Raw genomic sequence first — 24,515 nt, 5'->3', positions numbered from 1 at the left:
CTATTGTTGTAATTGATAATTTGTAATAACTACTTCATCAGATATTTTATTGTGTTCAGGCATGGAATATTTAACCTTAATAGTACTAATATTAAAATTTTTGTATGAGTTTCTAATAAAGGGAGTATTACTATTAGAAACCATTATTTTAACACCTTTATCATTAAGTTCTGTAACAAAATCTTTAAGTCTCGTTTGCTCATTTTCATCAAAGGGTAATCTGGTATAAAACTTCTCACCTGATTTATGATAAGGAGGATCAAAATAAACAAAATCATTTTTTTGCGGTTCAATAAAAGAAAAATCTATAGCACAAATAGATGTGCCAGCTAAAAGGCTGCTACATTGATCAACTATTTTTCTTTTACCGCCAACCCATTGTAGAAATGGTTGTGTTTTGTTTGAGTTATTTACTGACATGAAATTATTATTAAAATATTTATACTATAATTATAGTATAAAGTAGGCTTAAATGCCAGCAAAATACCATATTCAAAGGAATTTTTGATAGTTTTTGTAGCATAATTAATGCTACTTTGGATTTAGATGTAATGGATAAAAAAGTTGAGATAACAAACAATAGTAATTTAGCTCTGTCTCATTTGTGCAGCTGTTTGCCTAATTGTATAAAAATCTGTCAAAAAAGCTCTTAAATCCTCTGTACTTCATGGAATAGTTAGGATATCTGTCCTTGTTAAGAGTGGTCGTGGTGCAACTCTAGTTCAGAGGTTAAATTAAAACTACAAAATTTTAGCACTTTAACCTCTGAGCTGTTTTCTTAACTTTAACAGCAAGGAGATGCTATGACAATTAATAATCAAAATCAACCAAAAGATAATCATAATATTACTAAAACAAATTGGAATCTTCAATTATCTCCCATATCTGTCACATTAATACCATATCAGCAAGAAGAGAATATCATTAACTCGACGATCACAAATTATACTGATATAATTAAATGTAAATTAGAATTACAAGAAGCAAATAATAAATTGAAAGAATCTGAGTTATTTAAAAGAGATGTGGTGCAAAATATGGTACATGGATTAAAGATTCCATGTAATGGGATTTTTTCATTAGTAACAGCCCTTTATGAAATAGAGGATCATCCTGAAAAAAAGGATTATTTAGCTAGTGTGGTAAATTGTGCTGAAGAATTACTGGATTATTATAACAATATACTTAGTTATCTAAACACTTCATGAAAACTTAATAGAATTTCTAGAAAAAAGAGGATTGAACCGGCAAGCCGATAGTTTAAGGAAAGATGCTACAACGCTTGATATTTCAATTAAAAACATAGGCGAAGCCGGAGCAACGGAACTCGCTAGAGTTCTAAAAGATAATTCTACTCTTACTTCGCTTAATCTTTCAAAGAACAAAATAGGCGACGCCGGAGCAACGAAATTCGCTGAAATGCTAAAAGATAATTCTACTCTTACATCGCTCTATTTTGGAGCCAACAACATAGGCAAACCGATATTCAAAACAATTGAAGAATATCTAGAAAGAAATCAAGCTATAGCAGAAAAAAAAGCAGAAAGTTTAAATGCCGCAGGTGATGATTTATACAATCAAGAAAAATACAGTGAAGCCATAGAAAAATATAAAGCAGCAATAAAAATTAAGAAAGAACTTGAGCGATATAATTATAGCAAAGAAAACTTATATGAGAAGAATAAAGAAAAAGCAGAAAAGAAATATGAAGAACAACAAAAACAAATACTTTTAGAAAATAACGAACTTGCCGAAACAGTAAATAAATTTTTTCACGATCCTACCTCTGTCAGTCTTTGTTATCAGATAATAACAAATGATTTTGCTAAATTAATCGCAGATAAATTAAAAGTTATTAAGACAATTACCGCTATCGATTTTATGGGTAGCACTATAAGTGAACAAGGTATAAAAATTATTACTGAAGCTTTAAAAGTAAGTACACAATTAAAGAAACTTGATTTTAGCGGATGTGAGTTAGGTAATCACAAAATATTAGTGTTAGCCGAAATCTTACAGCTTAAGACTCTTACGCATCTTTGCCTTAATGCGAATTATATAGGGACTGTAGGAATAAACGCAATTATTAAAGCTTTAAAAGAAAATACTACTATTACGCATATAGATTTAGAGCAAAATAATATAGATCAACAAAGTCAAATTATAATTGAGAAATATTTACAGCGAAATAAAAATATAGCAAAAACGGATGATAAATTTCAAAAGTTAACGGATGACTTAAACGATAAAATATCTAATAATGCTACTATTAATGTTAATGATAAAACTAAAATAGCAGAACAATTAAAGAACATTGCATATAAAGCTAAGCTTCTAATTAATAAAGTCGATATAGAACAAGTAACAAATAACCTACAAGACCTTTTAAGTAAAAACAAAATTACCAAAGGAAATATTCTAGATTTAGAAGATGATATTAATGCAATAATCGACCACCAAAATATAAATGATAATATTAGCATATCAGGAGCAGAGGGTGATAGTAGTTTTATATAGATTAGAAAAACACGAAAACAATCAGTCCCCACTCTCTAAATTTTTATGCTGCTTGTGAATTTTGTTGCATAAAAAAGGGTCGTTTATATACTGTCTTTTATCCATGGTGGTTAGCAAATCGTACTATTTGCTTCCACCATTCAAATTATTCGCAATTAATCATAAATATACTAAATATTAAATTCATTATACATATTTGTATATTTTCCTATAATATCTTTAGCTAATTCAGCTATATTAGCATTAATTTATTATCAGATGATAGAAAACTAAATATAATAATCATCTGAAAGTCAAAAAATCATGCATAAATTATTATTAACTTTAAAATTAATGCGAGCAGATAAGCCGGTAGCTTATTTACTAGTCTTCTTCCCTGCCTTATTTGGTTTACTGCTTGCCAATCCATCTAGAGCAGATTTAATATATTTACTACCACTATTTATCCTAGGCAGCATCACAACAAGAAGTAGCGGATGTATTATCAACGATATATTTGACCGAAAATTCGATAAGCATGTTGCACGAACTAAAAACCGCCCTCTAGCTAGCGGTATTTTGTCTATAAAATATGCTATTGCCATACTTTTTATTCTTGGTGTAATCTCGCTTTTTATTTTGCTAGCTTTGAATAAGACAGCCATATATATAGGTTTTTTCGCAGTGATGATGATTAGTATATATCCGCTAATGAAGCGTGTTACCTACCTCCCGCAAGTTTTTTTAGGTTTTACATTTAATTTAGGAACGCTAATAGCCTATGCAGCAGTTCAGAATAAGCTGGATATAGCAGCAATTACGATGTATTTAGCCTGCTGTTTATGGACGATAGGGTATGATACGATATATGGATTTATGGATATAAATGACGATAAGAAAATAGGAGTGAAATCCTTAAGCATTTATTTAGAGAATAAAGCATATAAATTTTTGCTTTATATATTTTACGTTGGATTTATTTTATTATTTATTTCAGCTGCCGTCTATAATCTAGACTATCTACCTATCCTCGGTGCTTCAACCTTATTAATATTACAAATAGCAACTTTAGACATTCATAATCCGGCTAATTGCATGACAAGATTTAAAGCAAATCATTATGCCGGATTGCTATTAAGTTTAGCCCTAATTACTAAACAATTATACTCCTGATTCTTGCAGGAAGTTTTTGCGATTTATTTTTCATAAAGTTTAGAAATTGGCTAACTGAATCTACTATATCGTCATTTTTGATATGCGGGAAGTTTAGTAATTCCTTTAAGGCTATGGTTGATTGTCTAGGCACTAACACTATACCAGCTTGAAATAACGGCACTACCGAAGCAAATCTTGTAACTTTATCAAGCTTAGGCTTAATACCCACCACTCTAATATTATCACCTAAAAAACCTAAATCTTGAATTAGTTGCTGACCGCTTGCTTTATCTTCTATTAATATAAATCTTGGTTTATATTGATTTGCTAGTTTTTCCGTCAAATTCTTCAGCTCAGGATAATTAATTTTTTTCCGAACCAATGAAATAAGGTAATATTTCTGCCCTAAAATACCCCATATAGTGCAAACGCTATAGTCAGAATCTTCAGAAATCTTAATCGCCGTATCCCAGCTTTGGACTAAATAATCAAACTTCTCAGGCAAATTTTCATAAAAGCTAATATCTTCCATATTAAGCAGTGATGAGCCTTGTGGTATAGGCTCTTGTAAATATTGAGCATGATAATTATAACTACCTATTTCCTGTTCTAATTTTGCTAAGCAATCAGCAGGCTCTTTATAATTCTCCAATACTTCACCTTTAACATAAGAATTTGCTGTTAGTTCAAAAGAATAATCACAATCAGCAATAGCCGGAATTTTTAAGTGATGCCACCCATTGCTACTATTAAGCAAATATCCAGCTAAATCATCACTATGTAGACGCTGCATAACCAAAACTATCGCACCACGATTACGATTATTAAGCCTACTGACAAAGGTTTGTTCAAACCAATCTATCACTTTTTGACGTATTTTATAAGAATGTATTTGCGTAGGGTTATGCGGATCATCGATAATTAAGATATCCCCGCCCTCCCCTGTAGCCGAACCACCTACCGATGTTGCAAATCTAAAACCATTAGCAGTTGTTAGAAACTTGCTTTTTTGATTATGAGTTTTGCTAAGTATAGTATTTGGGAAAAGTTCCTTATACCAATCGGAATTTAAAATAAACCGACAATCAAGCGAATGTTTAACACTAAGCATTTGAGAATAGCTAGCCGACATAATACGCTTGGTTGGGTCAAGTCCTAATAAAAAAGCAGTCCAAGCAACACTAACGCAGATAGATTTCAAACTCCTAGGCGGTATGTTAATTATTAAACGATTAATATCACCATTCTGCACAGCCCTTAAATAATCGCTAATTATGTTAATATGTTTACTGGGATAATACTCAGCACCTGGATTAATAGTATTAAATACCTTAATTATAAAACTAGGAAAATCCTGACGCAAAACCGAATTTAATAATTCTTTTGAATAGATCATAATATATTATTGTAGTAGTCAGGGCTTCACTCCTGTCATCCCGCGGCTTGACTGCGAGATCCAGCATAAAGCGAGATAAATTTTATTATTTTCTGGATCCCGTGGTCAAGCCACGGGATGACACATTGTTACAAATTACCACAAAACCTAGTTGCCATTAATCTCTCATAGTATATAATTTAAAAAACTATAGTTAATTTACTTATGAAGCATTTAAAGATCATTTTAGCATTTATTATATTTACCTACTCGCCTATCATATTTGCAGAAGAGTTAGATTCTGTTACGACTACTGAAGATATTGAGAATGATATATTTAACCTTATTAATAATGATCCACCGGTTTTAAATTCCAATCAAGCCATTAGTGATAGTACAGAATTCAAAAATTGTGATAATTGTGAGATTATTGCCTTAAATAAGACTACTGCTAAATCTGAAAAACTTACGTTTAAAGTTGGGGAAGAACAATATTTCGGTAATATAAAAATTAAAATACATAAATGTGTTAAAAACCTTGATCCGTATAACGAAGATAATTATATATTGATGACTATAACGGAATATATAATTGACGAAGACCCTAAATTACTTTTTCAAGGGTGGATGACCTCCGGCAGCATTTCACTTTCCACATTCGAACACCCTATTTATGAAATCTTTGCTAAAGAGTGTTTTTAAGTTAAAATGATAAACTACTTTTTTATATTCTTAATCCCAAGCCTTGGCATGGTTGCCGGCTTATCAGTCGCAGCTACTGTAACGGTGTTTTTACTCATATCATTACTACAAAATATTGCCGCATGGATACCTAATCGTCATTGCGAGGAGCAAAGCATTGTTACAATCTCATTTAACATCCTGAGATTGCTTCGTCAATTACTTTGTAATTTCCTCGCAATGACGATAAAAACAGAACTACTATTCGCTGGTTGGTGCTTGATATCTTGTTTATTTGCAATTAAACCTACCAACAACCTAATTAATTTTGTTCAAGTCTTTACAATCTTATTTCTTGGCTTTGTTGTCAGTAATTTCAAGCCATTTCAAAATCGCCCACAGCTTAAAAAAGCTTTAATATTTGGTACTCTTACGGCAATTTTACTATTCTTTATTGAATATTTTTCCCCTGGCTTCTTAACTAAAATATTTAAGGCAAATTTTAACCTTTATATGCTAGATCGAGGTTGTGCTTTACTTTCAATTACTGCGTGGGTAGTAATAGCTATTTTAATTTATGATAAAAAATATTATCACGCTCTAATATTATATATCTTAGTACTTTATTTATTAAGTATCTCTGATAGTTTAGCAAGTTTTCTAGGATTTAGTTTAGGCGGGATAGTATTTATTTTAGCAAGACTTATAAAGCCGATATTTTCTAAACTAATAATATTCGGTCTAATAACCGGCTCGTTACTATTTCCAGTTATAGCCATACAAATTAATCCTAAGGAGTTATCAGATAAATATTTATCTACCCATCCATCAGCGGCACATCGTTTATTTATCTGGCATTTCGTTGCAAATAAAATTGCTGAAAAACCGCTTATGATTAATGGCTTTAACTCTTCTAAATATATAGAAGTTAAAGATAGTGAAATGATCGATTATAAAGGTGAAAAATGGCATCCTTTGCCGCTTCACCCGCATAACAATATACTACAAATTACTCTTGAACTAGGGCTAGTGGGATTAGCTTTATTCTTAATCTTGATTTACAAATACCTTAAACAAATTGGTAATATAGGAAATGATAATTTTAGAGCAAGCTCTTATGCATGTTTCATAAATTATTACATTATCGGCATGATTTCATATAATGTTTGGCAAATATGGTGGGTGGCAAGCAGCATTTGGGTACTAATTTTAATGAAGTTATTAGTCAAACCCGATATTGTCATTGATAAATAATGTTATTTGGGGTAAATATAGAATACAGTGTCATTGCGAGGAGCAAAGCGACGAAGCAATCTTGTCAAGCATCCTGAGATTGCCGCGTCGATGCTTCGCCTCTCCTCGCAATGACACCAAAACATAACAATAAAATATATGCTGCAAAACTCAGAACTTTTACAAGAATATTTACCTATTGCTATATTTTTTGGTATTGCAACATTAGTATCTAGCTTAATAATGATTCTACCGAATTTATTAGCCACTAAAAAATATAATAAAGATAAATTAGAGCCTTATGAATGTGGGTTTGAACCTTTCGACGATGCCAGATCAAAATTTGACATACGATTTTATTTAGTCGCTATTTTATTTATTATCTTTGACCTTGAAATCACATTTTTAGTTCCTTGGGCTATTAGCCTTGGAACAATAGGCAAAATAGGCTTTTTCTCAATGATGTTCTTCTTATTCGTACTTACTGTAGGCTTTGTGTATGAATGGAAGAAAGGAGCTTTAGATTGGGAGTGAGAAATACGGGATGTCATCCTGCGGCTTAATTTTCGTCATTGCGAGGAGCGTAGCGACGTGACAATCTCAGGAATATTATATTACTTCATGAGATTGCTTCGTCGAAACTTGCAGTTTCTTCTCGCAATGACGCTCTCGATTTACGCAACTATATTTAACTTTATGTAAGAATAAAAATGCATAATAATTTTTATCAGGAAGACGAATTGCTAAATAATGAGCTTTCAAATCGAGGGTTCTTATTAACTAAAGTCGATGATGTTATTGGCTGGACGAGAAGCAATTCCTTATGGCCTATGACCTTTGGGCTTGCTTGTTGTGCTGTTGAGATGATGCAAGCAGCAGCAAGTAGGTATGATATGGATCGCTTTGGCATGCTGTTTAGACCAAGCCCAAGACAGTCCGATCTTATGATAGTTGCAGGAACGCTTACCAACAAAATGGCACCGGCATTACGCAAAGTATACGACCAGATGGCTGAACCTAAATGGGTGCTTTCAATGGGTAGCTGTGCTAATGGCGGGGGATATTATCACTTCTCTTATTCAGTAGTACGAGGTTGCGACCGCATCGTACCGGTTGACGTATATGTCCCTGGCTGCCCTCCTACAGCGGAAGCTTTAATTTACGGGCTTATGCAATTACAAAAGAAAATCAAACGCACTACAGGTTTTAAATATGACGCTAGAAAAAATCATTGAGAAGCTTGCCGCTAAATCAAGTATATTGATAACTTCCATCACAGTTAAGGATTACCTAGCGTATAAAGTTGAGCCAAGTTTTTTATTACCTTTCTTAAAAGCTTTAAAAGAATCAGAAGAGCTACGTTTTACTGTACTAACCGACTTATTTGGTAGCGATTTCCCTGACCGATGTTATTCCCGCAAAAGCGAGAAGCCAGGGAAAATAGACTTAATAAATAAGAGGTTCGAGGTAGTTTATAACTTACTAAGCTTAAAACTAAATAAACGTCTTATCATTAAAACTTATGTGTCTGAAAAAGAAAGCGTACCATCTATAATCAATATATTTAATGCCGCTTGTTGGTATGAGCGTGAAGTTTATGATATGTTCGGCATAAATTTTGACGGCAATGATGATAAACGGCGAATACTCACCGATTATGAATTTGAGGGGCATCCTTTACGTAAAGACTTTCCGTTAACCGGCTATACGCAAGTTAAATATGATGAACAGACGAAAAAAGTAGCATACGAACCGGTCAATTTAGATATAGAATATCGGGAGTTTGATTTTAGCTCACCTTGGCACAGCCCTACTTATGTATTACCAGGAGATGAGAAAGCTAAATGATTAGAGTGATTACTAGTAAAGCAATGATTCCGTATATCGTAAAAGGTCAACGAAATAAATTAACTTTAGATAAAAATTTTTCATTAAAAATAGATACAGAATTTTTTAAAGCATTTGTTGAAAAAGAAGTACCCTATATACATCTATGTACTATTAATGACTTTTCAAAACATATGGTAATTGATCCTGTAAATAAATCATTTATACGTTACATTGAAGATTCTAAGTCTAATTATGTATGGCAAATAAATTATAATAAGTTTTCTTTTTCATACCAACTTGTTTTAGCAAATAAACAAAATCAAGAATTATATAATACTTTTGCTTATTTTAAGCCTTTTCAATTTGATTGTATAATAACCGATAATTTTGAAGTATTACCCTTAGGTTCTATTAATATAGAAGAAATATAAAATAATGTCATTGCGAGGAGGGACATAGTCCCGACGCGGCAATCTAGGAAAAATTATGAAACAACCGACTGATATTATTACTAACAAAGCATGAACGTAAATTGGAAAAATTTATATGATGAAATTATTTAACTGGATTGCCACGTCGCCTGTGGCTCCTCGCAATGACAAATAATATGACTAATAACACCAAAAGTATAACGTTAAATCTTGGTCCGCAGCATCCGGCAACGCACGGCGTTTTAAGGCTAATTCTTGAAATGGATGGGGAAGTAGTAAATAATGCTGATCCTCACATTGGATTATTGCATAGAGGTACCGAAAAGCTGATTGAGCATAAAACATACTTGCAGGCTATCCCTTACTTTGATCGCCTTGATTATGTTTCACCAATGTGTCAAGAACACGCTTTTGCTTTAGCTGCTGAGTCGCTATTAGAGTGCGAAATACCACGAAGAGCTCAGTTTATCAGGGTACTATTTTCAGAACTAACGAGAATCCTGAACCACACCTTGAATATAGGCAGCCAAGCTTTAGATGTCGGAGCAACCACCCCTTTATTATGGCTATTTGAAGAGCGTGAGAAAATCATGGAATTTTACGAGCGTGTTTCCGGCTCTCGTATGCACTCAAACTATTTCAGACCGGGCGGCGTTGCTGAGGATTTACCTGATGGTTTACTCGAGGATATAGACAAATTTATTGATCAGTTCCCTCCTAAGCTGCAAGATATTGAAAATCTATTAAATGAAAATAGGTTATGGAAGCAGCGTTTAGTGGATATTGGCGTTGTTTCCCAAAAAGAGGCAATGGACTGGGGGTTTTCAGGTCCGATGCTCAGAGGTTCGGGCATAGCTTGGGATTTGCGAAAATCAAACCCTTACGACGTGTATGGTGAAATGGATTTTGAAGTACCGATCGGTAAAAACGGCGATTGTTATGACCGATATTTAGTGCGTATGCTTGAGATGTACGAATCTATTAAGATAATCAAACAGTGTATAGAGAAAATGCCGCAAGGTCCGGTTAAAACCGATGATCCAAAATTAGCACCACCAACAAGGGCTAAAATGAAAGAATCTATGGAAGCAATGATCCATCACTTTAAGCTTTATACCGAGGGGTATGATGTTCCAGCTGGTGAGACTTATAAGGCAGTAGAAGCCCCAAAAGGTGAGTTTGGTGTGTATTTATACTCTACTGGTGGCAATAGACCTTACAGATGCCGAATCAAAGCCCCAGGATTTGCTCACTTACAAGGTCTTGATTTTATGTCCAAAGGTCATTTAATGGCAGATGTTATTACTATTATAGCAACGCTTGATATAGTATTTGGTGAGATCGATAGGTAGACTCGTTTTATTTGAAAAATTGGCTACGTCGCTTCTCATTTTTGATCCTCACTTTACTCGCGTGTACGCTGCGGTCAAAAATTCCGAGGCTTCTTGCTCTTTTCCAAATAAAACTTCGTCTACTAAATTATTCATGATATTAGGAGTATATGAATACAAAAATTACAAATTTTAGTTTTGATAAGAAAAATTTAAGTCTAGCGGAGGATATCATAAAAAAATATCCACCGGAGGGCAAAAGAAGTGCCATATTACCACTTCTTGATTTAGCTCAACGTCAAAATGGTGGCTGGCTGCCTGTTCCTGCTATTGAATATGTAGCTAATATGCTAGAAATGCCGTATATGCGAGCTTATGAGGTGGCAACTTTTTACACTATGTTTAACCTTAAGCCTGTCGGTAAGAATCATATCCAAGTGTGCACTACTACCCCTTGTTGGCTACGTGGTAGCGATGATATAATGAAAACTTGCAAGGAAAAACTTGGCATAAAAGATAAAGAAGTTACAAAAGATCAGAAATTTAGCTTAATTGAAATTGAATGTTTAGGAGCATGCGTTAACGCTCCGGTAGTGCAAATTAACGACGATTATTATGAAGATTTAACGCCGGAAAAGATGGAAGAGCTAATAAATAAACTGCAAAATGACTAGTATATTATTATTGTTACTCAAATTCTACCAATACTTTATCTCCCCGTTGCTAGGTAATAATTGCCGCTTTTACCCTACTTGTTCAGAGTATGCTAAAGATGCTATAACCTCGCACGGCAATATAAAAGGATTATGGCTTGCTGTTAAAAGAATAATCAAATGCCAACCTTTTTGTGATGGCGGATATGATCCTGTTCCACCTACTAAATAAAAATGAATAATAAATTAATCCCTTTGGGACGTGAGTTTTTTGCAAGAGATACTAATATAGTAAGTCAGGAGCTGCTGGGTAAGGTTTTATATTTTCAAGGCAAAACAGCTATTATTACTGAAACTGAAAGCTATATTGGACAAGACGATCCAGCTTGTCATGCTGCAAGAGGTCGTACAAAAAGAACTGATATAATGTTTGGTCCGGCTGGTTTTAGCTATGTTTATCTGATTTACGGCATGTATTATTGTCTAAACTTCGTAACCGAAACTGATGGCTTTCCTGCTGCTACTTTAATTAGAGGAGCATATATTATTTCTACTAAGGATTTATATACCGCAGATACTTCAAAAGTTGGAAGTCAAATAAGTGGTGAGGCAGCTAGGCATAGAAAACTACGTGAGCAAAGGCACATCCCGAAATTTGACGTACCAAATCTTGAAGTATCAAAGGTAGATGGACCAGGCAAGCTATGTAAATATTTAGGGATTAACATCTCTCATAATAAAATTGACCTAATCAATAACAACGAATTTTTTGTTAGCGACATCAATTTAAAACTCCCCTATTCTACCACTACACGCATCGGCATAACTAAAGGCATAGATAAGCTATGGCGTTATGTTGTCACCAATCCTATTGATTTAACAAAAATATCATTTTAACTAAAAGCAGAAATTTGGAAGAAAATTATTGGAGCGGGTGAAGGGATTCGAACCCTCGACTTCGACCTTGGCAAGGTAGCGCTCTACCCCTGAGCTACACCCGCTTAAATATAGAATAATTAGCTGTGGGCATTTTAATATTTGAATTTAAGGGGATAAAATTCATTATTAATATTAAAACACCCTTGTGCTTTTTATTTAAGCGACTTTGAATATAAGAAATAATGGAATAAATTGCAACAGTTAAATTAGAAAATTATTAATATATTGCATTTATTTTAAAACGATTTTTTCAGTTCATAAATCAACTCAAGAGCTTCTTTAGGCGAGAGTTTATCGGGATCTATGGTTTTAAATTTTTCTTCAAGTTTAGAATTCTGCATCTGTTTAGGAGGCTCAAGAGCAAATAAACTCAAATTATTTGACTCTGTCGATAAAATATTCTTTCCTTTACCTGCTGCATTTTTCTCGAATTTAAGCAGAATCTGCTCGGCTCTATTAATAACACTTGCAGGCAGCCCCGCTAAGGCTGCAACATGGATGCCATACGATCTATCAGCTGCACCTGCTATAATATTATGTAAAAATAAAATATCTTTGCCTGATTCCTCAATAGCAATAGTATAATTTTGCATAGCTGGCAGAAAATTATCCATAATAGTTAGCTCATGATAATGCGTTGCAAATAAGCAGCGACATTTTAATTTATCATGGATATATTCAAGCACCGACCAAGCAATAGATACACCATCATAAGTTGAAGTACCTCTGCCGACCTCATCTAATATAATTAGGGAGTTTTTGGTAGATTGTGCAAGGATCGCTGACGTCTCTAGCATTTCTGCCATAAAAGTCGATTGTCCTTTAATCAGGTCGTCAGCTGCCCCGATTCTGCTAAATATTTTATCCACCATCCCTATTCTAGCACTTTTAGCAGGCACGAATGAACCTATTTGAGCAATGATTGCGATAATGGCATTTTGCCTTAGGAAAGTACTTTTACCTGCCATATTAGGACCAGTGATTAGCCAAATACGCTCCGCTTCCGATAAATGACAATCATTATGCACAAAGCTTTTTCTCTCTTTATTCAAAGCTTCTTCGACTACTGGATGCCGCCCTTTAACGATGTCAAAGCTTAAATCATCGGTAAATTCAGGTCTGACATAATCATTTTCACTTGCAATATAAGCAAAATTACAAAATACATCAATACCACTTAGAGAACTGGCAAGAATCCGCAAATAATCGGATTGCTTCGTTACCCGCTTGCATATATCTTCGTATAACTCTTTTTCCAAACTCACTACCAAGGTTTTAGCATTAACTAGATCACTTTCAAGTTTTTGCAATTCAATTGTAGTATAACGCACGCTATTAACAGTCGTTTGACGATGAATAAATTTAGGGTCATTAATCTTATTAGCATTTTTAGCGGTGATATCGATAAACAGCCCTATCACATTATTGTGAGATATTTTTAAACTATCTATTCCCGTTTCTCTTTTATACTGATCTTTTAGTTTTTCAATATGTAATTTGCCGTTATTAATTAGATCATGTAACTGTAATACTTTTGGGTGATATGAATGTTTTATAACACCACCATCATTTAAATTATTCGGGGCATCTTCGCATATGCTTTCTTCTATTAAATTATATAGCTCATCATTTCTTATTAATGGCTTAACAATTTTTTCAATAAAACTTGGTAGCTCAAAGCCATAATTATCGAAAAATATTTCTTTGATAGAGTTAGCCGTCTCTAACGTATATTTAATACTAAGCAAATCACGCCCCGAACCTCTATTCATAGTAATACGGGTTAAACAACGCTCTATATCGCTAGTTTTCTTTAGTAGCTCACGGACTTTTGCGGTTATATCTAGATTAGAATGGAAAAACTCCGTTATATTTAAACGCTGATTTATTTTATGAGTATCAGTTAACGGACTTGATAGGAAGTTATATAACAACCGCCCACCTTGTTTAGTAACAGTGTGGTTAAGGGTGCTAAGCAAGCTTCCTTTATTCCCTCCGCATGAATTTGTAACAATCTCAAGATTACGTCTTGTTGAAAAATCAATTGTCATGTAGCTATGAAAATCGATAATCTTTGGCTTTGGTAAATTGGGGATATTTTCTTTTTGCGTTAGGGTAAGATATTCCAAGATACTACCTATCGCACAAATTTGACTGCTAGATATTTCCCCTACCCCTTTAATATCTTGCATCTTATAAAAATCTAGAATAATCTTTTCACACTTATTAGCGGCAAAAAAACTATCGACTTGATAAGTAATGCGGAAATTTAGTTGCTTGGAAATATTACTCGCAAGATCAGAAGACCTTAAATGCTCGCTAAGCAGAATTTCATGAGGTTTTAGGCGAGCAAGTTCATTAAGAATTTCAAGCTCAGGAACATTAACTACAAAAATCGTGGAAGTAGAAAGGTCAGCATAGCAAAGTGCTGCCGTATCTTTGTTTTTCGGCACAACAAGACTTGCTAGATAATTCGGCTCAGCAGTGGTAATTAGGTTTTCCTCAATCACTGTGCCAGGTGTTATAATCCGGGTAACATTTCTATTAACTACTGCCTTATAACCTCCTCTATTTTTTGCCTCTTCAGGGGTTTCAAGCTGATCGCAAATAGCGACCTTATAATTTTCTTCGATTAATTTAGTTAGGTAATTCTCAAGAGCATGGTAAGGTACGCCGCACATCGGGACTTCTTCATCACCATTCTTACCCCTCTTAGTTAGAGCAATACCGAGTACGCCGCTAGCAAGCACGGCATCTTCATAAAACATTTCATAAAAATCACCCATTCTAAAAAGCAATAAGCAATCTAGGTGAGCAAATTTAATATCTAAATATTGCTGCATCATTTTAGTAGCAGCATCATAACCATATTTATGCTTAAACTCTTGAAAATTCATACCAAGTAAAATTATTTATATACTGGCTTATGACTATATAAGAATGTGCTAATGAATTAAATATATATTTTTTATTATCAGATTTTTAGATAATCATTGCCGTATTTTTCAACATATTCTTTATATTTACCTTTAAAATCGATAATATTTCTTTTATGAGAAAGAGCGATAATTCTAGTTGCTAGGCTTGCAAAGTCACGATCGTGAGTAACTAATATTACTGTACCCTCAAAATCAACCAAGGCTTTTTTAAGTGCTTCTCGTGATTCTAAATCAAGATGGTTTGTTGGCTCGTCAAGAACTAAAATATTGCTTTTTTCTAGTATCATTTTAGCAAGTAATAATCTTGCTCCCTCTCCACCACTTAAATTTAGAATATTTTTATTTACTTCATCACTACGAAATAATACCTGCCCTAATATATTTCTTATGGTGTTCTCTGTTTCTTTTTCAGCGTAATTTTTAAGCCAGTCAAGAATGCTAATATTTTTATTAAGTAATTCATGATGATCTTGAGCAAAATAAGATATTTGTGCTTCATATCCCCATTCATAACTACCCTGATCAGCTTCTATTTTATTCATCAAAATTTTTAATAAAGTAGATTTGCCGATACCATTTGCACCGATAATGATAATTTTCTCGCCTCGTGATACGCTAAAACCTACTTTATTTAATATTTGTTTATCCTCAAAACTCTTAGTTATCTGATCAATTTTTAATACTAACTTCCCTGAAGGTCTTAGCTGCAAAAATCTAAATAACGGACTAATTCGTGAAGTTTTTTGCAAATCCGGCACTTGTATTTTTTCTAACTGCTTTTCTCGCGAGCTACTTTGCCTTGCTCTTGTACCTGCTCTAAATTTATCCACCCAAGCTTGCATATTTTCTATTTTTTTTTCTAAAAAATTTCGCTCACTTAATTTCTGTTCAGCTATTATTGCTTTTTCTTGAACAAAATTATCATAATTACCCGTATATGATTTTATTTCTCCATAATCTATATCTAAAATATCCGTTGCAACATTATTTAAAAAAGCCAAATCATGTGAAATAAAAATTAATATTCCTTTAAAAGAATTTTTTAAATAATTCTCAAGCCAATAAATTGAAACAATATCCAAATGGTTTGTCGGCTCATCTAATAATAAAATATCAGGATTATTAAACAGACTTTGAGCAAGTAAAACCCGCAATTTATAACCCCCTGATAATATAGAAAGAGGCTCATAATGATATTTTTCATTTATCCCAAGCCCTGTAAGCAAACTACTTGCAAAAACTTCAGCACTATATCCATCATTATCAAATATTATTTGCTCAAGTTCACCAAGCTTATAGCCATCTTCATCACTACATTCTTGCTTATTCAATATTTCTTCTTTTTCTTGCAAGGCTTGCCATAATTCTTTATTGCCTGCTATTACCGTATCTATAATTTTGGTATTTTCAAAGAGAAATTGATCTTGCTTTAAACATCCTACTTTAGAATTTTTAGGTACATTAACCTCGCCGAATGCCGGTTCTTCCTCTCTCATTAAAACTTTAAAAAAGGTTGTTTTACCAGCTCCGTTGGCACCTACTAAACCATATCTTTTATTATCTTTGATGTGTAAGTTTACATCTGTAAATAATATTTTTGCACCATAACTCATGGCTAAATCATTAATAATAATCATGTTTTATATTCTAAAAAAATCCTTTATTTCGATTACTTTCAAAAAATCCATATCATGTGAAATAATTAACATCGCACTTAGATATGATTTTAAAATTTGTATTATATGCTCCTTTGTCTCTAAATCAAGGTTGTTAGTGATTTCATCAAGTACTAAAAGCTTTGGTGAGCTAGCTGCAATTTTAGCTAGGCTTAATCTAGCTTTTTCCCCACCTAAAAGCTGACTTACTTTATTATTCACTTCTTCATTTTTTCTAAATAAAAAATCGTTCAAGAAAGATTTTAATTAACTACTTTAATTTCTAATTGATTATTACCATAAAATATGGTAATTTAATTTTTATTTGAAGTATTAAAAATAGGTAACAAGTAATGAAATATATTTTTTTATTAGTCATATTAATATCAATTCAAATTAAAGCATCTCCACATACAGAAAACCCAACTATAGAAAGTAATAACCTCAATGATTTTTTATGGGACGATACTGATCTTATAGATGATAGTATAATTGATGATTTAGTTTTACACTCTCTGTCATATTATCCTTCCTCTCAAAATATTAGAGGAAAGCTCCAATACCCACAATGAAGCAGATAATTTGCAAGATATACCAGATAATAATTCCGTTATAGCCTTAAATGATGAAGAATTAGAGTCAAATTATAACGAAATAATTGAATTGATCGAGCATAATTTTGATGCAGATAACAGTTTAAACGAAAATATAGATAATTTAGCTAAAAATGGAGTAGCTGATAATTATAATCTAAATGATGAAAGCAAAATAAATAGTAATACTGAAGAAAATTTTGAAAATAATTTAGTACATCATGCTAACAATAGCTTAACATCAACGAAAAATTCTACAACCACAGAATTTGCACCACGTAGAGTGGTTAATAATACCGATATTTTAATATCTAATATTGATAATAGATTAAATTCATTAACAAGAAATTTTGGAGCATTAGCCGCAGGAGATGAAGAGCAAATTTATGGATTTTATATTAATCCATTTATAGGCAAAGCAACTCAAAAAGAAACAAAAGAAATAAGTAGATATCATAGTACAAGTAGAGGCACAATAATAGGGCATGATGCACACTTAAACAATTCTTTGCAACTTGGAGCAAATTTTACTAGAGTAGAAACAAAATTTAATTTTCCAAAATATAAAACTACAGTTAGAAGTAATTACTACTCATTGTATGGACTATATATACCTTCAAACCAAAACATCTTTACAAGTATAATTGGAATATATGGAATTAGTGATATAATTAACTTTAATCAAAGAAAAAATACTCACAAAGCCTATACTAGTACTATACAAGTAATGCTTGGCTCTAACTATAAGTTATTTAGTACTACGCATATTAAGCCTATGTTAGGACTTAAATATAACAAAATTAGAGAAGCATCATATTTAGAAGATAATTTATCAATAGCAAGTGTTAAAGAGCAGACGATTGAAAGTATCTTAGGGGTAAAATTAGCAAATCCAAATACACTAAAATCAGTAATTATTACTCCTGAAATATATGCTTTTGCCCATAAAAATATTAAGTCAAAAATACCAAGTGCTCAAACAAATATTATAGATAATAGAATATTACCTATATATATTAGGAAACTACCTTTAAGTTTTAGTTATGGGGCAAAATTAAGCCTTAAAACAAAATCAATTGAGATAGGAATAAATTATAATGGAACTAAAGCAAATAAATTTATATCGCATTTAGGAAGTATAAACTTCAAAATTAATTTATAACTGCTATAAAAAAATGATAACTGGACAGCTTATATTTTAATTCATTCTTAGCTAAAAGTAGTATTGCGGCATGATTTCTATACCATTCCCGCAGAATCTGGGAGACAAATGAGTCATGCAACAATACCACAATAGGGTGACGGATCTACAACTTTAAAAAATAATTTCATTATTCCATAATTTTTCTAAAAATTGTTGCAGAGGTATTATATCTATTTCTTGCGTGTCCCAAGTTATTTTCCTTAGCCTTTCTTCTAAGCATACTATATAGCCTTTATGTACTTTATGCTCTTCCATAAAAGATTTAATACCTCGAAGCTCACTATTATGTACATTTTCTGAGATTTTTACTTCTATCGGTAAAATCTTATTACCACGAACTGTGCTAATTATAAAATCAACCTCTAGACCTGTTTTAGTACGCCAATAATTTATACGATAATCAAGATCATTTAAACCTATATAAGCTTTTAACTCGGTAAATATATAATGTTCTAAGGCTTTTCCTGCTTCTTGCCCTTTTGTATTATCAAATTGATGCTGGGTAATATTATTTGCAACCCCAACATCAAAAAAATAAAATTTTGGCACAGATGATATAATTTCTCTGCTAACTTTTTTGCTATATGGATAAAGTAAATATCCTACTAAAGTATCAACAAGTATTTGATAATATTCCTTAACTGTTTTTGCATCTATGCTACAATCACGTGCTATATTAGAATAGTTTAATAACTCACCATGAGAAAAAGCAATACTATCCATAAATCTACCGAAAGCTGCTATGTTTCGTACTAACCCTTCGACTCTGATTTCATTTGTTAAATAATCTTCTACATATGCTTTTAACAATTTACGAGGGTTATTACTGATAAAATGTGATGGAATTAAGCCATTATTGAATATCTTGAGTAAATTAAAATCTTTTTTTATCTCTGGATATACTAATGGATAAAAATTATATTTTATCGCTCTGCCTCCCAATAAATTTGTACCGGCAATTCTTAATTTTCTTGTACTTGAACCACATAAAATAAAATAACAATCCGTATTCTCTATAAGCCAATGTATTTCATCAAGCAATACAGGTACTTTTTGGATTTCATCTATTATAATAGGTAAAGCGAGTTTATCTTTTTCAAGCCCTAAAATTTCTTCTCGGAAGTCTGAAGACTTTTTTAAATATTTCAGCTGTAAATCTGTTTTTAATAAATCGTAATATATAGAGTTTGGATATAATTCTTTTAGATAAGTAGATTTACCTGTTTTTCTTGCCCCCCATAAAAAAGCTGTCTGTTTTTTATCCAAGCTTAATTTTAAACATCTATTATACATTTTTCCTTACTATTTAGGAGTACATTCCTAAATAGTATCACTTTTTAGGAATTAAGTCCATATTTTAAATTCCATAATATTACTTTTTAAAACCAATATTGTAATCTTTGTAAAAGCTAAAATGTAACTTTTCTTTCAAGCTTTATTAAATTATGTGTTACTCAAAAGCAACTTATCAATCAATTGATTTTCTAAATTGAATTTATATTTTTGATACATTTTAAATTTACTATATTATTTATATATTAACTTTTCTTGTTATATTTTTTAAAAAACAAATTATTATAAAGGAATTAATATGTATCATATTGAAGAGGGAATTGAATTAATTTCTCAAAAATTTCTTGCTTTATGGAAATATGAATTGTTTCCTATTGCTAATAACCAGATCACAGTAAGTAATATCTGTATTTTCATACTACTTTTACTATTTGGTATTAAATATTCAGAACGCTTATCTAAATCTGTTAATAACTTTGTAAGTCATAGATTTAATGGTAACAACACTAGCACAAGTATTATAAGTAAACTAATTACATATTCTATACGTATTTTATATATAATTATTGCTATGTCTCTAGCTAATATCCCTATGGGAAGCTTAGCCATTTTAGGCGGAGCATTAGCATTCGGTTTAGGATTCGGTACGCAAACATTAATTACTAATTTTATTAGTGGAATTATTATAATGATCGAGCAACCGATTAAAGAAGGGGATATAATTGAAATAAAAGGTGTAATCGGAAAAGTAAAAACAATAGGTATTAGATGTATTATTTTACAAACTACTACCAATCATTCTATCCTTATTCCTAGTAGTGAAATTATTTTAAATAATGTAACAAATTGGACCCTAGACAATAATATAGTAAAATATCAGGTAGAAATAACATTCCCGAGTAGCGAAACTAAATTAAATCCTGAAAGTTTGATGGATAAACTTAAAACATCAATAGGCAAATTAGATTTTATAATTCCTAATGAAGAAGCGAATGTATTTTTAACAAAAGTAGATAATAACGGCTTAACTTTCTATATTAGATTCAATATTGACATTAAGAAAAACTCTGATTTTGAATATATTAAAAATAATTTAAATATTGCTTTATATTCACAACTTAAAAATTATAATATTGTTTTAAATCACTTAGATTGTACAAAAATATAATAGAAAAGTAATCATCTGTTGTTTAAAAGGTTAAATATTAAGGCATATAGTAAATTAAACAAAGCCGTTAACTTGATGTTCCCATAGCTCCTTAAATTTACCTTTTTCTATGGAAAGCAGTTCCGTAAAATTACCACTTTCAACGATATCACCTTTATCCATAACTATAATTCTATCCATATGTTTGATGGTGGATAGTCTATGAGCTATAGCAAGTATAGTTACATTATCAATATCGAGCATTGCGTTAATGGATTTCTGTATTTCCTGCTCGGTATGGCTATCAAGGCTTGAGGTTGCTTCATCTAAAATTAAGATCGGGGCATTCTTAAGAATAGCCCTAGCAATCGCTATACGTTGCCTCTGCCCGCCGCTTAGCTTTACGCCCCTCTCACCGACAATAGTGTTATACTTCTCCGGCAAGTTTTCTATAAATTCATGAATATTTGCAGCTTTTGCAGCATTTTCTATTTCGACCTGCGTAGCATTTTCTTTGGCATAACCGATATTCTCACCTATAGAGCGATGGAATAGCATAATATCTTGTGGAATTAACGATATTTGTGATCGCAAACTATCAGAGGAACTATCATAAATACTTTGCTTATCGATAATAATATCGCCGCTTGAGGCTTTAAAATTCTTCAACAACAACGCAATCAAAGTAGATTTACCACCGCCTGAATGCCCGACAATACCAACTTTCTCGCCGGCTTTAATATGCAAATTAAGATTTTTAAATACATTACTATCTTCTTTATAGGCGAAAGATATTTCTTTAAATATTATTTCACCTTTGGAAATTTTTATTTCAGCTGCATTTTCTTTATCTATTGTATCTTGCGGTGCTTGTATAATTGTAAAGGCGGAACGGAAAGCTGCAATTTTCTCTAAAAAGCTTTTAAGCTCCATAGTTGTATGCCATGAATTTTCAGCAACTAAAAAAGTTAGCGACATAATAAAAGCTATATCACCAATGCTAATCTCTCCTAAATTACGCAAGTAAATTACATATATAAATATTCCTATTAAATATACCCAATATACTAAAGATAATATTACACAGATAATAAGATCATATTTAAAATATCTGATTGTCAAAGGGTTATGCACTTTGCAATAATAATCTTGTACTTTATTTAACTCACGCTTTTTTGCTGCAAATGAAAAAACAGTAAAAATATTTGTTATGCAAGCGGCTACTATACCAAATAAATTATACCAAGAATCTTGCTTATCTTGTTCCACTTTAGCAAGCTTGGTAAAAAATTGTAATGCAAGCGGTAAATAAACAGCAGTAAAAGCGATGACAGCGATAAATATTTTAAGATTAGTATTAGCAAGAGTGATACTAGATAATATAGTAATTAATAATGGCTTACTTAATTTATATTCGATTGCTTCATGTATTTTATAATAATTATCACCTATGCCACGTACTTTCCCTACTATAGAACCGGAAAGATTATCCTGAAAATAACTATATGGTAAATTGAAACAATGATTACATATTTTATCCATCATATCTTGAAAAACATAAGGCATCGTTTTAAGCTGAGCAAAATTATGAGCTCGCCAAGCTCCATCAAGTAGAGCTTGTGCCGCTATAAAAACCATTATTGGTTTATAGCTTTGAGCAAATGTAATTTTCTCGTTTTGCGTAAATAAATCTAATACCAGCTTTACAGCATAATTATATATGATAGGATAAACACCGCTTGCAATCGGTGCAATCATCATAATAAGATAGAAATATTTATATGGCTTTATAATCGACCATAAAAAAGGGATGGGTTTAGGTGAGTGGTTCATAAAAAAATTGAAAAACTTGAAGAAATATTATATTTTACAATCTTTAATTCTACAATATTATTATGAATTTTATTTAGGTTCTTATATCTTTAAAAAGTGCTTAGGGAGCATTTTTAATAAACTCTTTAACTAGTTGTGATTTATATAATAAGCCTGTTTTTTGCTTTATACTATTTAAATGATGTTCTACAGTTCTAGGAGATAAATTTAAAATACTTCCTATTTCTTTCATACTTAGTTTTGTCTTATCAGTAGTATCTATAAGATCTTTTGCTTTAACATCAAAATAATCTATACCATATTCTAGTAATTGAGTGTTATTTAAGTAAAAATTCATAGCTTGAATAGCACTACCTTCCATACTAAACATATAACATTCTATAAATTCTGAGTTAATTAGCTTATATATACCGAGCATATTTTTCCAAATATTGAAATCATACATAAGATTCATAATTGGATCTTTTCTTTTATCGTAATGTTCTATTTCAGTTGGAAAAAATACATAGTTATATTTCGTATTAATTGTTTTATTAATTACTGTAGTACCCGTAAATCCTTGATTTTTTATTATAGAAAAATAGGCTTGCATAAACTCAGTTGTAATATTTGATATAAGCGGTAAATAAGAACCATCCTTAAAAATTTTTATATATCCAAAAAAGGGAACTCCAAGGCTTATTAAATGATCATATATAGTTTTTAATCTCTTTGAGTAGATAAGTAATATTGATAAGCAAGAGCATTGATTTCAGCTAAACTAGACATAATTATACAATCAATAAAATATTCTGTACTAAAAATAAATATGAAATAAATGATATCAATTATAAATTTAAAAACCATCCGTAATTTTTACTGATATCTTTTTAACATATAATTCAACTATTGTTAATAAAGTTAGATGAAAAATAATTATTATTTTTATTTTTTTAGTTACTAATATATTATGTCTTAAAGTAATTTATGCTCTTACTGAGAGACACCAAACAAAAATAAGGAAAATACTTTAATGAACATGATCAAAGCAAAAATAAAAATTTTAAAAATTGATGATATGAACTTAAAAAATATATCTGAGCAGATAGACAAAACACAGAAACTAAATGATATATTAAATAAATTGAATGAAGAAGAAAATTTTGATGATGACATATGGATGGATTTTCCTTTTAGAAAGGCAAATTAACTTTACTAGTTGATTTATTGCAATATTTAACGGGTTATTTCAATTTACGTAAGTAATTTATAAGATTTTTAATAGTACCCGACAGTTATTAAAAAAGAACCTGTCATTGCGAGGAAATTACGAAGTAATTGTACGTACGCAATCCAGTAAAATGCATAGCATTTTTTATTATTTTTTCTGGATTGCTAAGAAATAACTAAACTAATTCATAAGCTTTTTTAGCTAGTTTCAGAAATTAATTTATTTTCTATCCCATATTCAAGATTCCAGCAAATGGCTAAAATAAGCTGGACGAAATAGCAATTTCTAACTTCTTGTAGATTAAATCTAAAATAATTTGCTACAAATTCTGTATCTTTCTCTATATCTATAATAAATGCCCATATTTCATTTATAGGATATCCAATCACTCCTTTAGGGTCAATTGCCACCCACTGCTTTCCATTTTGTAGTATATTGTCATGATGTAAATCACCATGAAGTAAAGTTTGAGGTTCGGTACGCTCAAGTAGCTTATCTCTCAAAATTTTTGCTCTTT

The 24,515-nt window shown here is 31.5% G+C and carries 25 protein-coding genes, 1 tRNA gene and 1 pseudogene; 16 read left to right on the top strand and 11 right to left on the bottom strand.

The annotated features are described in order from the left end of the window. Nucleotides 1–348: pseudogene (locus tag AAHF54_RS01975) on the bottom strand (DNA adenine methylase); the annotation flags it as partial. Nucleotides 349–803: 455 nt separating this feature from the next. On the opposite strand from AAHF54_RS01975, the gene AAHF54_RS01970 reads away from it, so the two are divergent. The 3 genes from AAHF54_RS01970 (at nt 804) to ubiA (ending at nt 3,669) form a co-directional block, all read left to right on the top strand. Then, on the top strand, nt 804–1,208 hold the full coding sequence (locus AAHF54_RS01970; RefSeq protein WP_341788928.1) for a hypothetical protein: 405 nt from the start codon (nt 804–806) through the stop codon (nt 1,206–1,208). Nucleotides 1,209–1,239: 31 nt separating this feature from the next. Beyond that, nucleotides 1,240–2,517 carry a ribonuclease inhibitor gene (locus tag AAHF54_RS01965; protein WP_342170122.1) on the top strand — a complete coding sequence of 426 codons (1,278 nt, stop codon included), beginning with the start codon at nt 1,240–1,242 and terminating at the stop codon, nt 2,515–2,517. A 303-nt stretch (nt 2,518–2,820) separates the two neighbouring features. Continuing rightward, complete coding sequence (gene ubiA, locus AAHF54_RS01960; protein ID WP_342170121.1) at nt 2,821–3,669, top strand: 4-hydroxybenzoate octaprenyltransferase; 849 nt, start codon at nt 2,821–2,823, stop codon at nt 3,667–3,669. Here the strand turns inward: ubiA and terL are convergent. Next, a complete protein-coding gene (gene terL, locus AAHF54_RS01955) occupies nt 3,650–5,047 on the bottom strand; it encodes a phage terminase large subunit (protein ID WP_341788925.1) in 1,398 nt (465 codons plus the stop codon). The two genes, ubiA and terL, sit on opposite strands and share 20 nt — an antisense overlap. Before the next feature lie 204 nt (nt 5,048–5,251). Between terL and AAHF54_RS01950 the strand changes: the two genes are divergently transcribed. The 10 genes from AAHF54_RS01950 to AAHF54_RS01905 all read left to right on the top strand — a co-directional run bounded on the left by AAHF54_RS01950 (nt 5,252) and on the right by AAHF54_RS01905 (nt 12,082). Further along, nucleotides 5,252–5,728: a DUF2155 domain-containing protein gene (locus tag AAHF54_RS01950; RefSeq protein ID WP_341788924.1), complete on the top strand. Its 477-nt coding sequence runs from the start codon at nt 5,252–5,254 to the stop codon at nt 5,726–5,728. Between the two features lie 6 nt (nt 5,729–5,734). Then, complete coding sequence (locus AAHF54_RS01945; RefSeq protein WP_342170120.1) at nt 5,735–6,961, top strand: O-antigen ligase; 1,227 nt, start codon at nt 5,735–5,737, stop codon at nt 6,959–6,961. A gap of 138 nt (nt 6,962–7,099) precedes the next feature. Then, a complete protein-coding gene (locus AAHF54_RS01940; RefSeq protein WP_341788922.1) occupies nt 7,100–7,474 on the top strand; it encodes an NADH-quinone oxidoreductase subunit A in 375 nt (124 codons plus the stop codon). A gap of 176 nt (nt 7,475–7,650) precedes the next feature. Beyond that, nucleotides 7,651–8,175, top strand: a complete 525-nt coding sequence (locus AAHF54_RS01935; RefSeq protein ID WP_341788921.1) for an NADH-quinone oxidoreductase subunit B family protein — start codon at nt 7,651–7,653, stop codon at nt 8,173–8,175. Further along, a complete protein-coding gene (locus tag AAHF54_RS01930; RefSeq protein WP_341788920.1) occupies nt 8,153–8,788 on the top strand; it encodes an NADH-quinone oxidoreductase subunit C in 636 nt (211 codons plus the stop codon). The genes AAHF54_RS01935 and AAHF54_RS01930 overlap by 23 nt, the downstream gene beginning before the upstream one ends. After that, the gene (locus AAHF54_RS01925; RefSeq protein ID WP_342170119.1) at nt 8,785–9,201 is read left to right on the top strand and encodes a hypothetical protein; all 417 of its coding nucleotides are present in this window, start codon (nt 8,785–8,787) and stop codon (nt 9,199–9,201) included. Before AAHF54_RS01930 ends, AAHF54_RS01925 begins: the two co-directional genes overlap by 4 nt. Nucleotides 9,202–9,377: 176 nt before the next feature. Beyond that, nucleotides 9,378–10,553 (top strand): NADH dehydrogenase (quinone) subunit D, encoded by a 1,176-nt coding sequence (gene nuoD, locus AAHF54_RS01920; protein WP_341788918.1) that lies wholly within the window; start codon nt 9,378–9,380, stop codon nt 10,551–10,553. Between the two features lie 149 nt (nt 10,554–10,702). After that, on the top strand, nt 10,703–11,206 hold the full coding sequence (gene nuoE, locus AAHF54_RS01915; protein ID WP_341788917.1) for an NADH-quinone oxidoreductase subunit NuoE: 504 nt from the start codon (nt 10,703–10,705) through the stop codon (nt 11,204–11,206). Then, a complete protein-coding gene (yidD, locus tag AAHF54_RS01910) occupies nt 11,199–11,417 on the top strand; it encodes a membrane protein insertion efficiency factor YidD (RefSeq protein WP_341788916.1) in 219 nt (72 codons plus the stop codon). The genes nuoE and yidD overlap by 8 nt, the downstream gene beginning before the upstream one ends. Before the next feature lie 2 nt (nt 11,418–11,419). After that, nucleotides 11,420–12,082: a DNA-3-methyladenine glycosylase gene (locus tag AAHF54_RS01905; RefSeq protein WP_341794872.1), complete on the top strand. Its 663-nt coding sequence runs from the start codon at nt 11,420–11,422 to the stop codon at nt 12,080–12,082. Between the two features lie 29 nt (nt 12,083–12,111). Here AAHF54_RS01905 and AAHF54_RS01900 read toward each other — a convergent pair. The 4 genes from AAHF54_RS01900 to AAHF54_RS01885 all read right to left on the bottom strand — a co-directional run bounded on the left by AAHF54_RS01900 (nt 12,112) and on the right by AAHF54_RS01885 (nt 16,973). After that, a tRNA-Gly gene (locus AAHF54_RS01900) sits at nt 12,112–12,186 on the bottom strand. A 174-nt stretch (nt 12,187–12,360) separates the two neighbouring features. After that, on the bottom strand, nt 12,361–15,021 hold the full coding sequence (gene mutS, locus AAHF54_RS01895; RefSeq protein WP_341788914.1) for a DNA mismatch repair protein MutS: 2,661 nt from the start codon (nt 15,019–15,021) through the stop codon (nt 12,361–12,363). A gap of 77 nt (nt 15,022–15,098) precedes the next feature. After that, a complete protein-coding gene (locus AAHF54_RS01890; protein ID WP_342170118.1) occupies nt 15,099–16,700 on the bottom strand; it encodes an ABC-F family ATP-binding cassette domain-containing protein in 1,602 nt (533 codons plus the stop codon). A gap of 3 nt (nt 16,701–16,703) precedes the next feature. Continuing rightward, complete coding sequence (locus tag AAHF54_RS01885) at nt 16,704–16,973, bottom strand: ATP-binding cassette domain-containing protein (protein WP_342170117.1); 270 nt, start codon at nt 16,971–16,973, stop codon at nt 16,704–16,706. 327 nt (nt 16,974–17,300) lie between these two features. Between AAHF54_RS01885 and AAHF54_RS01880 the strand changes: the two genes are divergently transcribed. Then, on the top strand, nt 17,301–18,473 hold the full coding sequence (locus AAHF54_RS01880) for an autotransporter outer membrane beta-barrel domain-containing protein (RefSeq protein WP_341788911.1): 1,173 nt from the start codon (nt 17,301–17,303) through the stop codon (nt 18,471–18,473). A 153-nt stretch (nt 18,474–18,626) separates the two neighbouring features. Here AAHF54_RS01880 and AAHF54_RS01875 read toward each other — a convergent pair whose 3' ends face one another. Further along, complete coding sequence (locus AAHF54_RS01875) at nt 18,627–19,808, bottom strand: ATP-binding protein (protein WP_341794877.1); 1,182 nt, start codon at nt 19,806–19,808, stop codon at nt 18,627–18,629. A 298-nt stretch (nt 19,809–20,106) separates the two neighbouring features. On the opposite strand from AAHF54_RS01875, the gene AAHF54_RS01870 reads away from it, so the two are divergent. Then, nucleotides 20,107–20,976: a mechanosensitive ion channel family protein gene (locus tag AAHF54_RS01870; protein ID WP_341788909.1), complete on the top strand. Its 870-nt coding sequence runs from the start codon at nt 20,107–20,109 to the stop codon at nt 20,974–20,976. 54 nt (nt 20,977–21,030) lie between these two features. Here AAHF54_RS01870 and AAHF54_RS01865 read toward each other — a convergent pair whose 3' ends face one another. From AAHF54_RS01865 to AAHF54_RS01855, 3 genes are all read right to left on the bottom strand, one after another. Continuing rightward, complete coding sequence (locus AAHF54_RS01865) at nt 21,031–22,788, bottom strand: ABC transporter ATP-binding protein (protein WP_342170116.1); 1,758 nt, start codon at nt 22,786–22,788, stop codon at nt 21,031–21,033. 100 nt (nt 22,789–22,888) lie between these two features. Then, nucleotides 22,889–23,380, bottom strand: a complete 492-nt coding sequence (locus tag AAHF54_RS01860) for a helix-turn-helix transcriptional regulator (protein WP_342170115.1) — start codon at nt 23,378–23,380, stop codon at nt 22,889–22,891. 110 nt (nt 23,381–23,490) lie between these two features. After that, the gene (locus AAHF54_RS01855) at nt 23,491–23,634 is read right to left on the bottom strand and encodes a hypothetical protein (RefSeq protein ID WP_342170114.1); all 144 of its coding nucleotides are present in this window, start codon (nt 23,632–23,634) and stop codon (nt 23,491–23,493) included. 166 nt (nt 23,635–23,800) lie between these two features. Here AAHF54_RS01855 and AAHF54_RS01850 point away from each other — a divergent pair, with 166 nt between their 5' ends. After that, nucleotides 23,801–23,977 carry a hypothetical protein gene (locus tag AAHF54_RS01850; RefSeq protein ID WP_341788906.1) on the top strand — a complete coding sequence of 59 codons (177 nt, stop codon included), beginning with the start codon at nt 23,801–23,803 and terminating at the stop codon, nt 23,975–23,977. Nucleotides 23,978–24,195: 218 nt separating this feature from the next. On the opposite strand, the gene AAHF54_RS01845 is transcribed toward AAHF54_RS01850, so the two are convergent. Beyond that, nucleotides 24,196–24,501, bottom strand: a complete 306-nt coding sequence (locus AAHF54_RS01845) for an aminoglycoside phosphotransferase family protein (RefSeq protein WP_342170113.1) — start codon at nt 24,499–24,501, stop codon at nt 24,196–24,198. Nucleotides 24,502–24,515 lie beyond the last annotated feature (14 nt).

Origin of the sequence: Rickettsia endosymbiont of Seladonia tumulorum, from assembly GCF_964030815.1 — a bacterium.
Lineage (GTDB): Bacteria > Pseudomonadota > Alphaproteobacteria > Rickettsiales > Rickettsiaceae > Rickettsia.
The sequence above is the reverse complement of the archived record's forward strand: the minus strand, read 5'-3'. Positions and strand labels throughout refer to the sequence as shown.

Bases quoted from the DNA above. Each gene is read 5' to 3' on its own strand.
- mutS (WP_341788914.1), bottom strand. From the start codon at position 15,021: ATGAATTTTCAAGAGTTTAAGCATAAATATGGTTATGATGCTGCTACT.
- AAHF54_RS01970 (WP_341788928.1), top strand. From the start codon at position 804: ATGACAATTAATAATCAAAATCAACCAAAAGATAATCATAATATTACT.
- AAHF54_RS01860 (WP_342170115.1), bottom strand. From the start codon at position 23,380: ATGCAAGCCTATTTTTCTATAATAAAAAATCAAGGATTTACGGGTACT.
- AAHF54_RS01935 (WP_341788921.1), top strand. From the start codon at position 7,651: ATGCATAATAATTTTTATCAGGAAGACGAATTGCTAAATAATGAGCTT.
- AAHF54_RS01940 (WP_341788922.1), top strand. From the start codon at position 7,100: ATGCTGCAAAACTCAGAACTTTTACAAGAATATTTACCTATTGCTATA.
- AAHF54_RS01870 (WP_341788909.1), top strand. From the start codon at position 20,107: ATGTATCATATTGAAGAGGGAATTGAATTAATTTCTCAAAAATTTCTT.
- terL (WP_341788925.1), bottom strand. From the start codon at position 5,047: ATGATCTATTCAAAAGAATTATTAAATTCGGTTTTGCGTCAGGATTTT.
- nuoD (WP_341788918.1), top strand. From the start codon at position 9,378: ATGACTAATAACACCAAAAGTATAACGTTAAATCTTGGTCCGCAGCAT.
- nuoE (WP_341788917.1), top strand. From the start codon at position 10,703: ATGAATACAAAAATTACAAATTTTAGTTTTGATAAGAAAAATTTAAGT.
- AAHF54_RS01875 (WP_341794877.1), bottom strand. From the start codon at position 19,808: ATGTATAATAGATGTTTAAAATTAAGCTTGGATAAAAAACAGACAGCT.
- AAHF54_RS01930 (WP_341788920.1), top strand. From the start codon at position 8,153: ATGACGCTAGAAAAAATCATTGAGAAGCTTGCCGCTAAATCAAGTATA.
- AAHF54_RS01925 (WP_342170119.1), top strand. From the start codon at position 8,785: ATGATTAGAGTGATTACTAGTAAAGCAATGATTCCGTATATCGTAAAA.
- AAHF54_RS01890 (WP_342170118.1), bottom strand. From the start codon at position 16,700: ATGATTATTATTAATGATTTAGCCATGAGTTATGGTGCAAAAATATTA.
- AAHF54_RS01945 (WP_342170120.1), top strand. From the start codon at position 5,735: ATGATAAACTACTTTTTTATATTCTTAATCCCAAGCCTTGGCATGGTT.
- AAHF54_RS01905 (WP_341794872.1), top strand. From the start codon at position 11,420: ATGAATAATAAATTAATCCCTTTGGGACGTGAGTTTTTTGCAAGAGAT.
- AAHF54_RS01855 (WP_342170114.1), bottom strand. From the start codon at position 23,634: ATGGTTTTTAAATTTATAATTGATATCATTTATTTCATATTTATTTTT.
- AAHF54_RS01950 (WP_341788924.1), top strand. From the start codon at position 5,252: ATGAAGCATTTAAAGATCATTTTAGCATTTATTATATTTACCTACTCG.
- AAHF54_RS01850 (WP_341788906.1), top strand. From the start codon at position 23,801: ATGAACATGATCAAAGCAAAAATAAAAATTTTAAAAATTGATGATATG.
- AAHF54_RS01865 (WP_342170116.1), bottom strand. From the start codon at position 22,788: ATGAACCACTCACCTAAACCCATCCCTTTTTTATGGTCGATTATAAAG.
- ubiA (WP_342170121.1), top strand. From the start codon at position 2,821: ATGCATAAATTATTATTAACTTTAAAATTAATGCGAGCAGATAAGCCG.
- yidD (WP_341788916.1), top strand. From the start codon at position 11,199: ATGACTAGTATATTATTATTGTTACTCAAATTCTACCAATACTTTATC.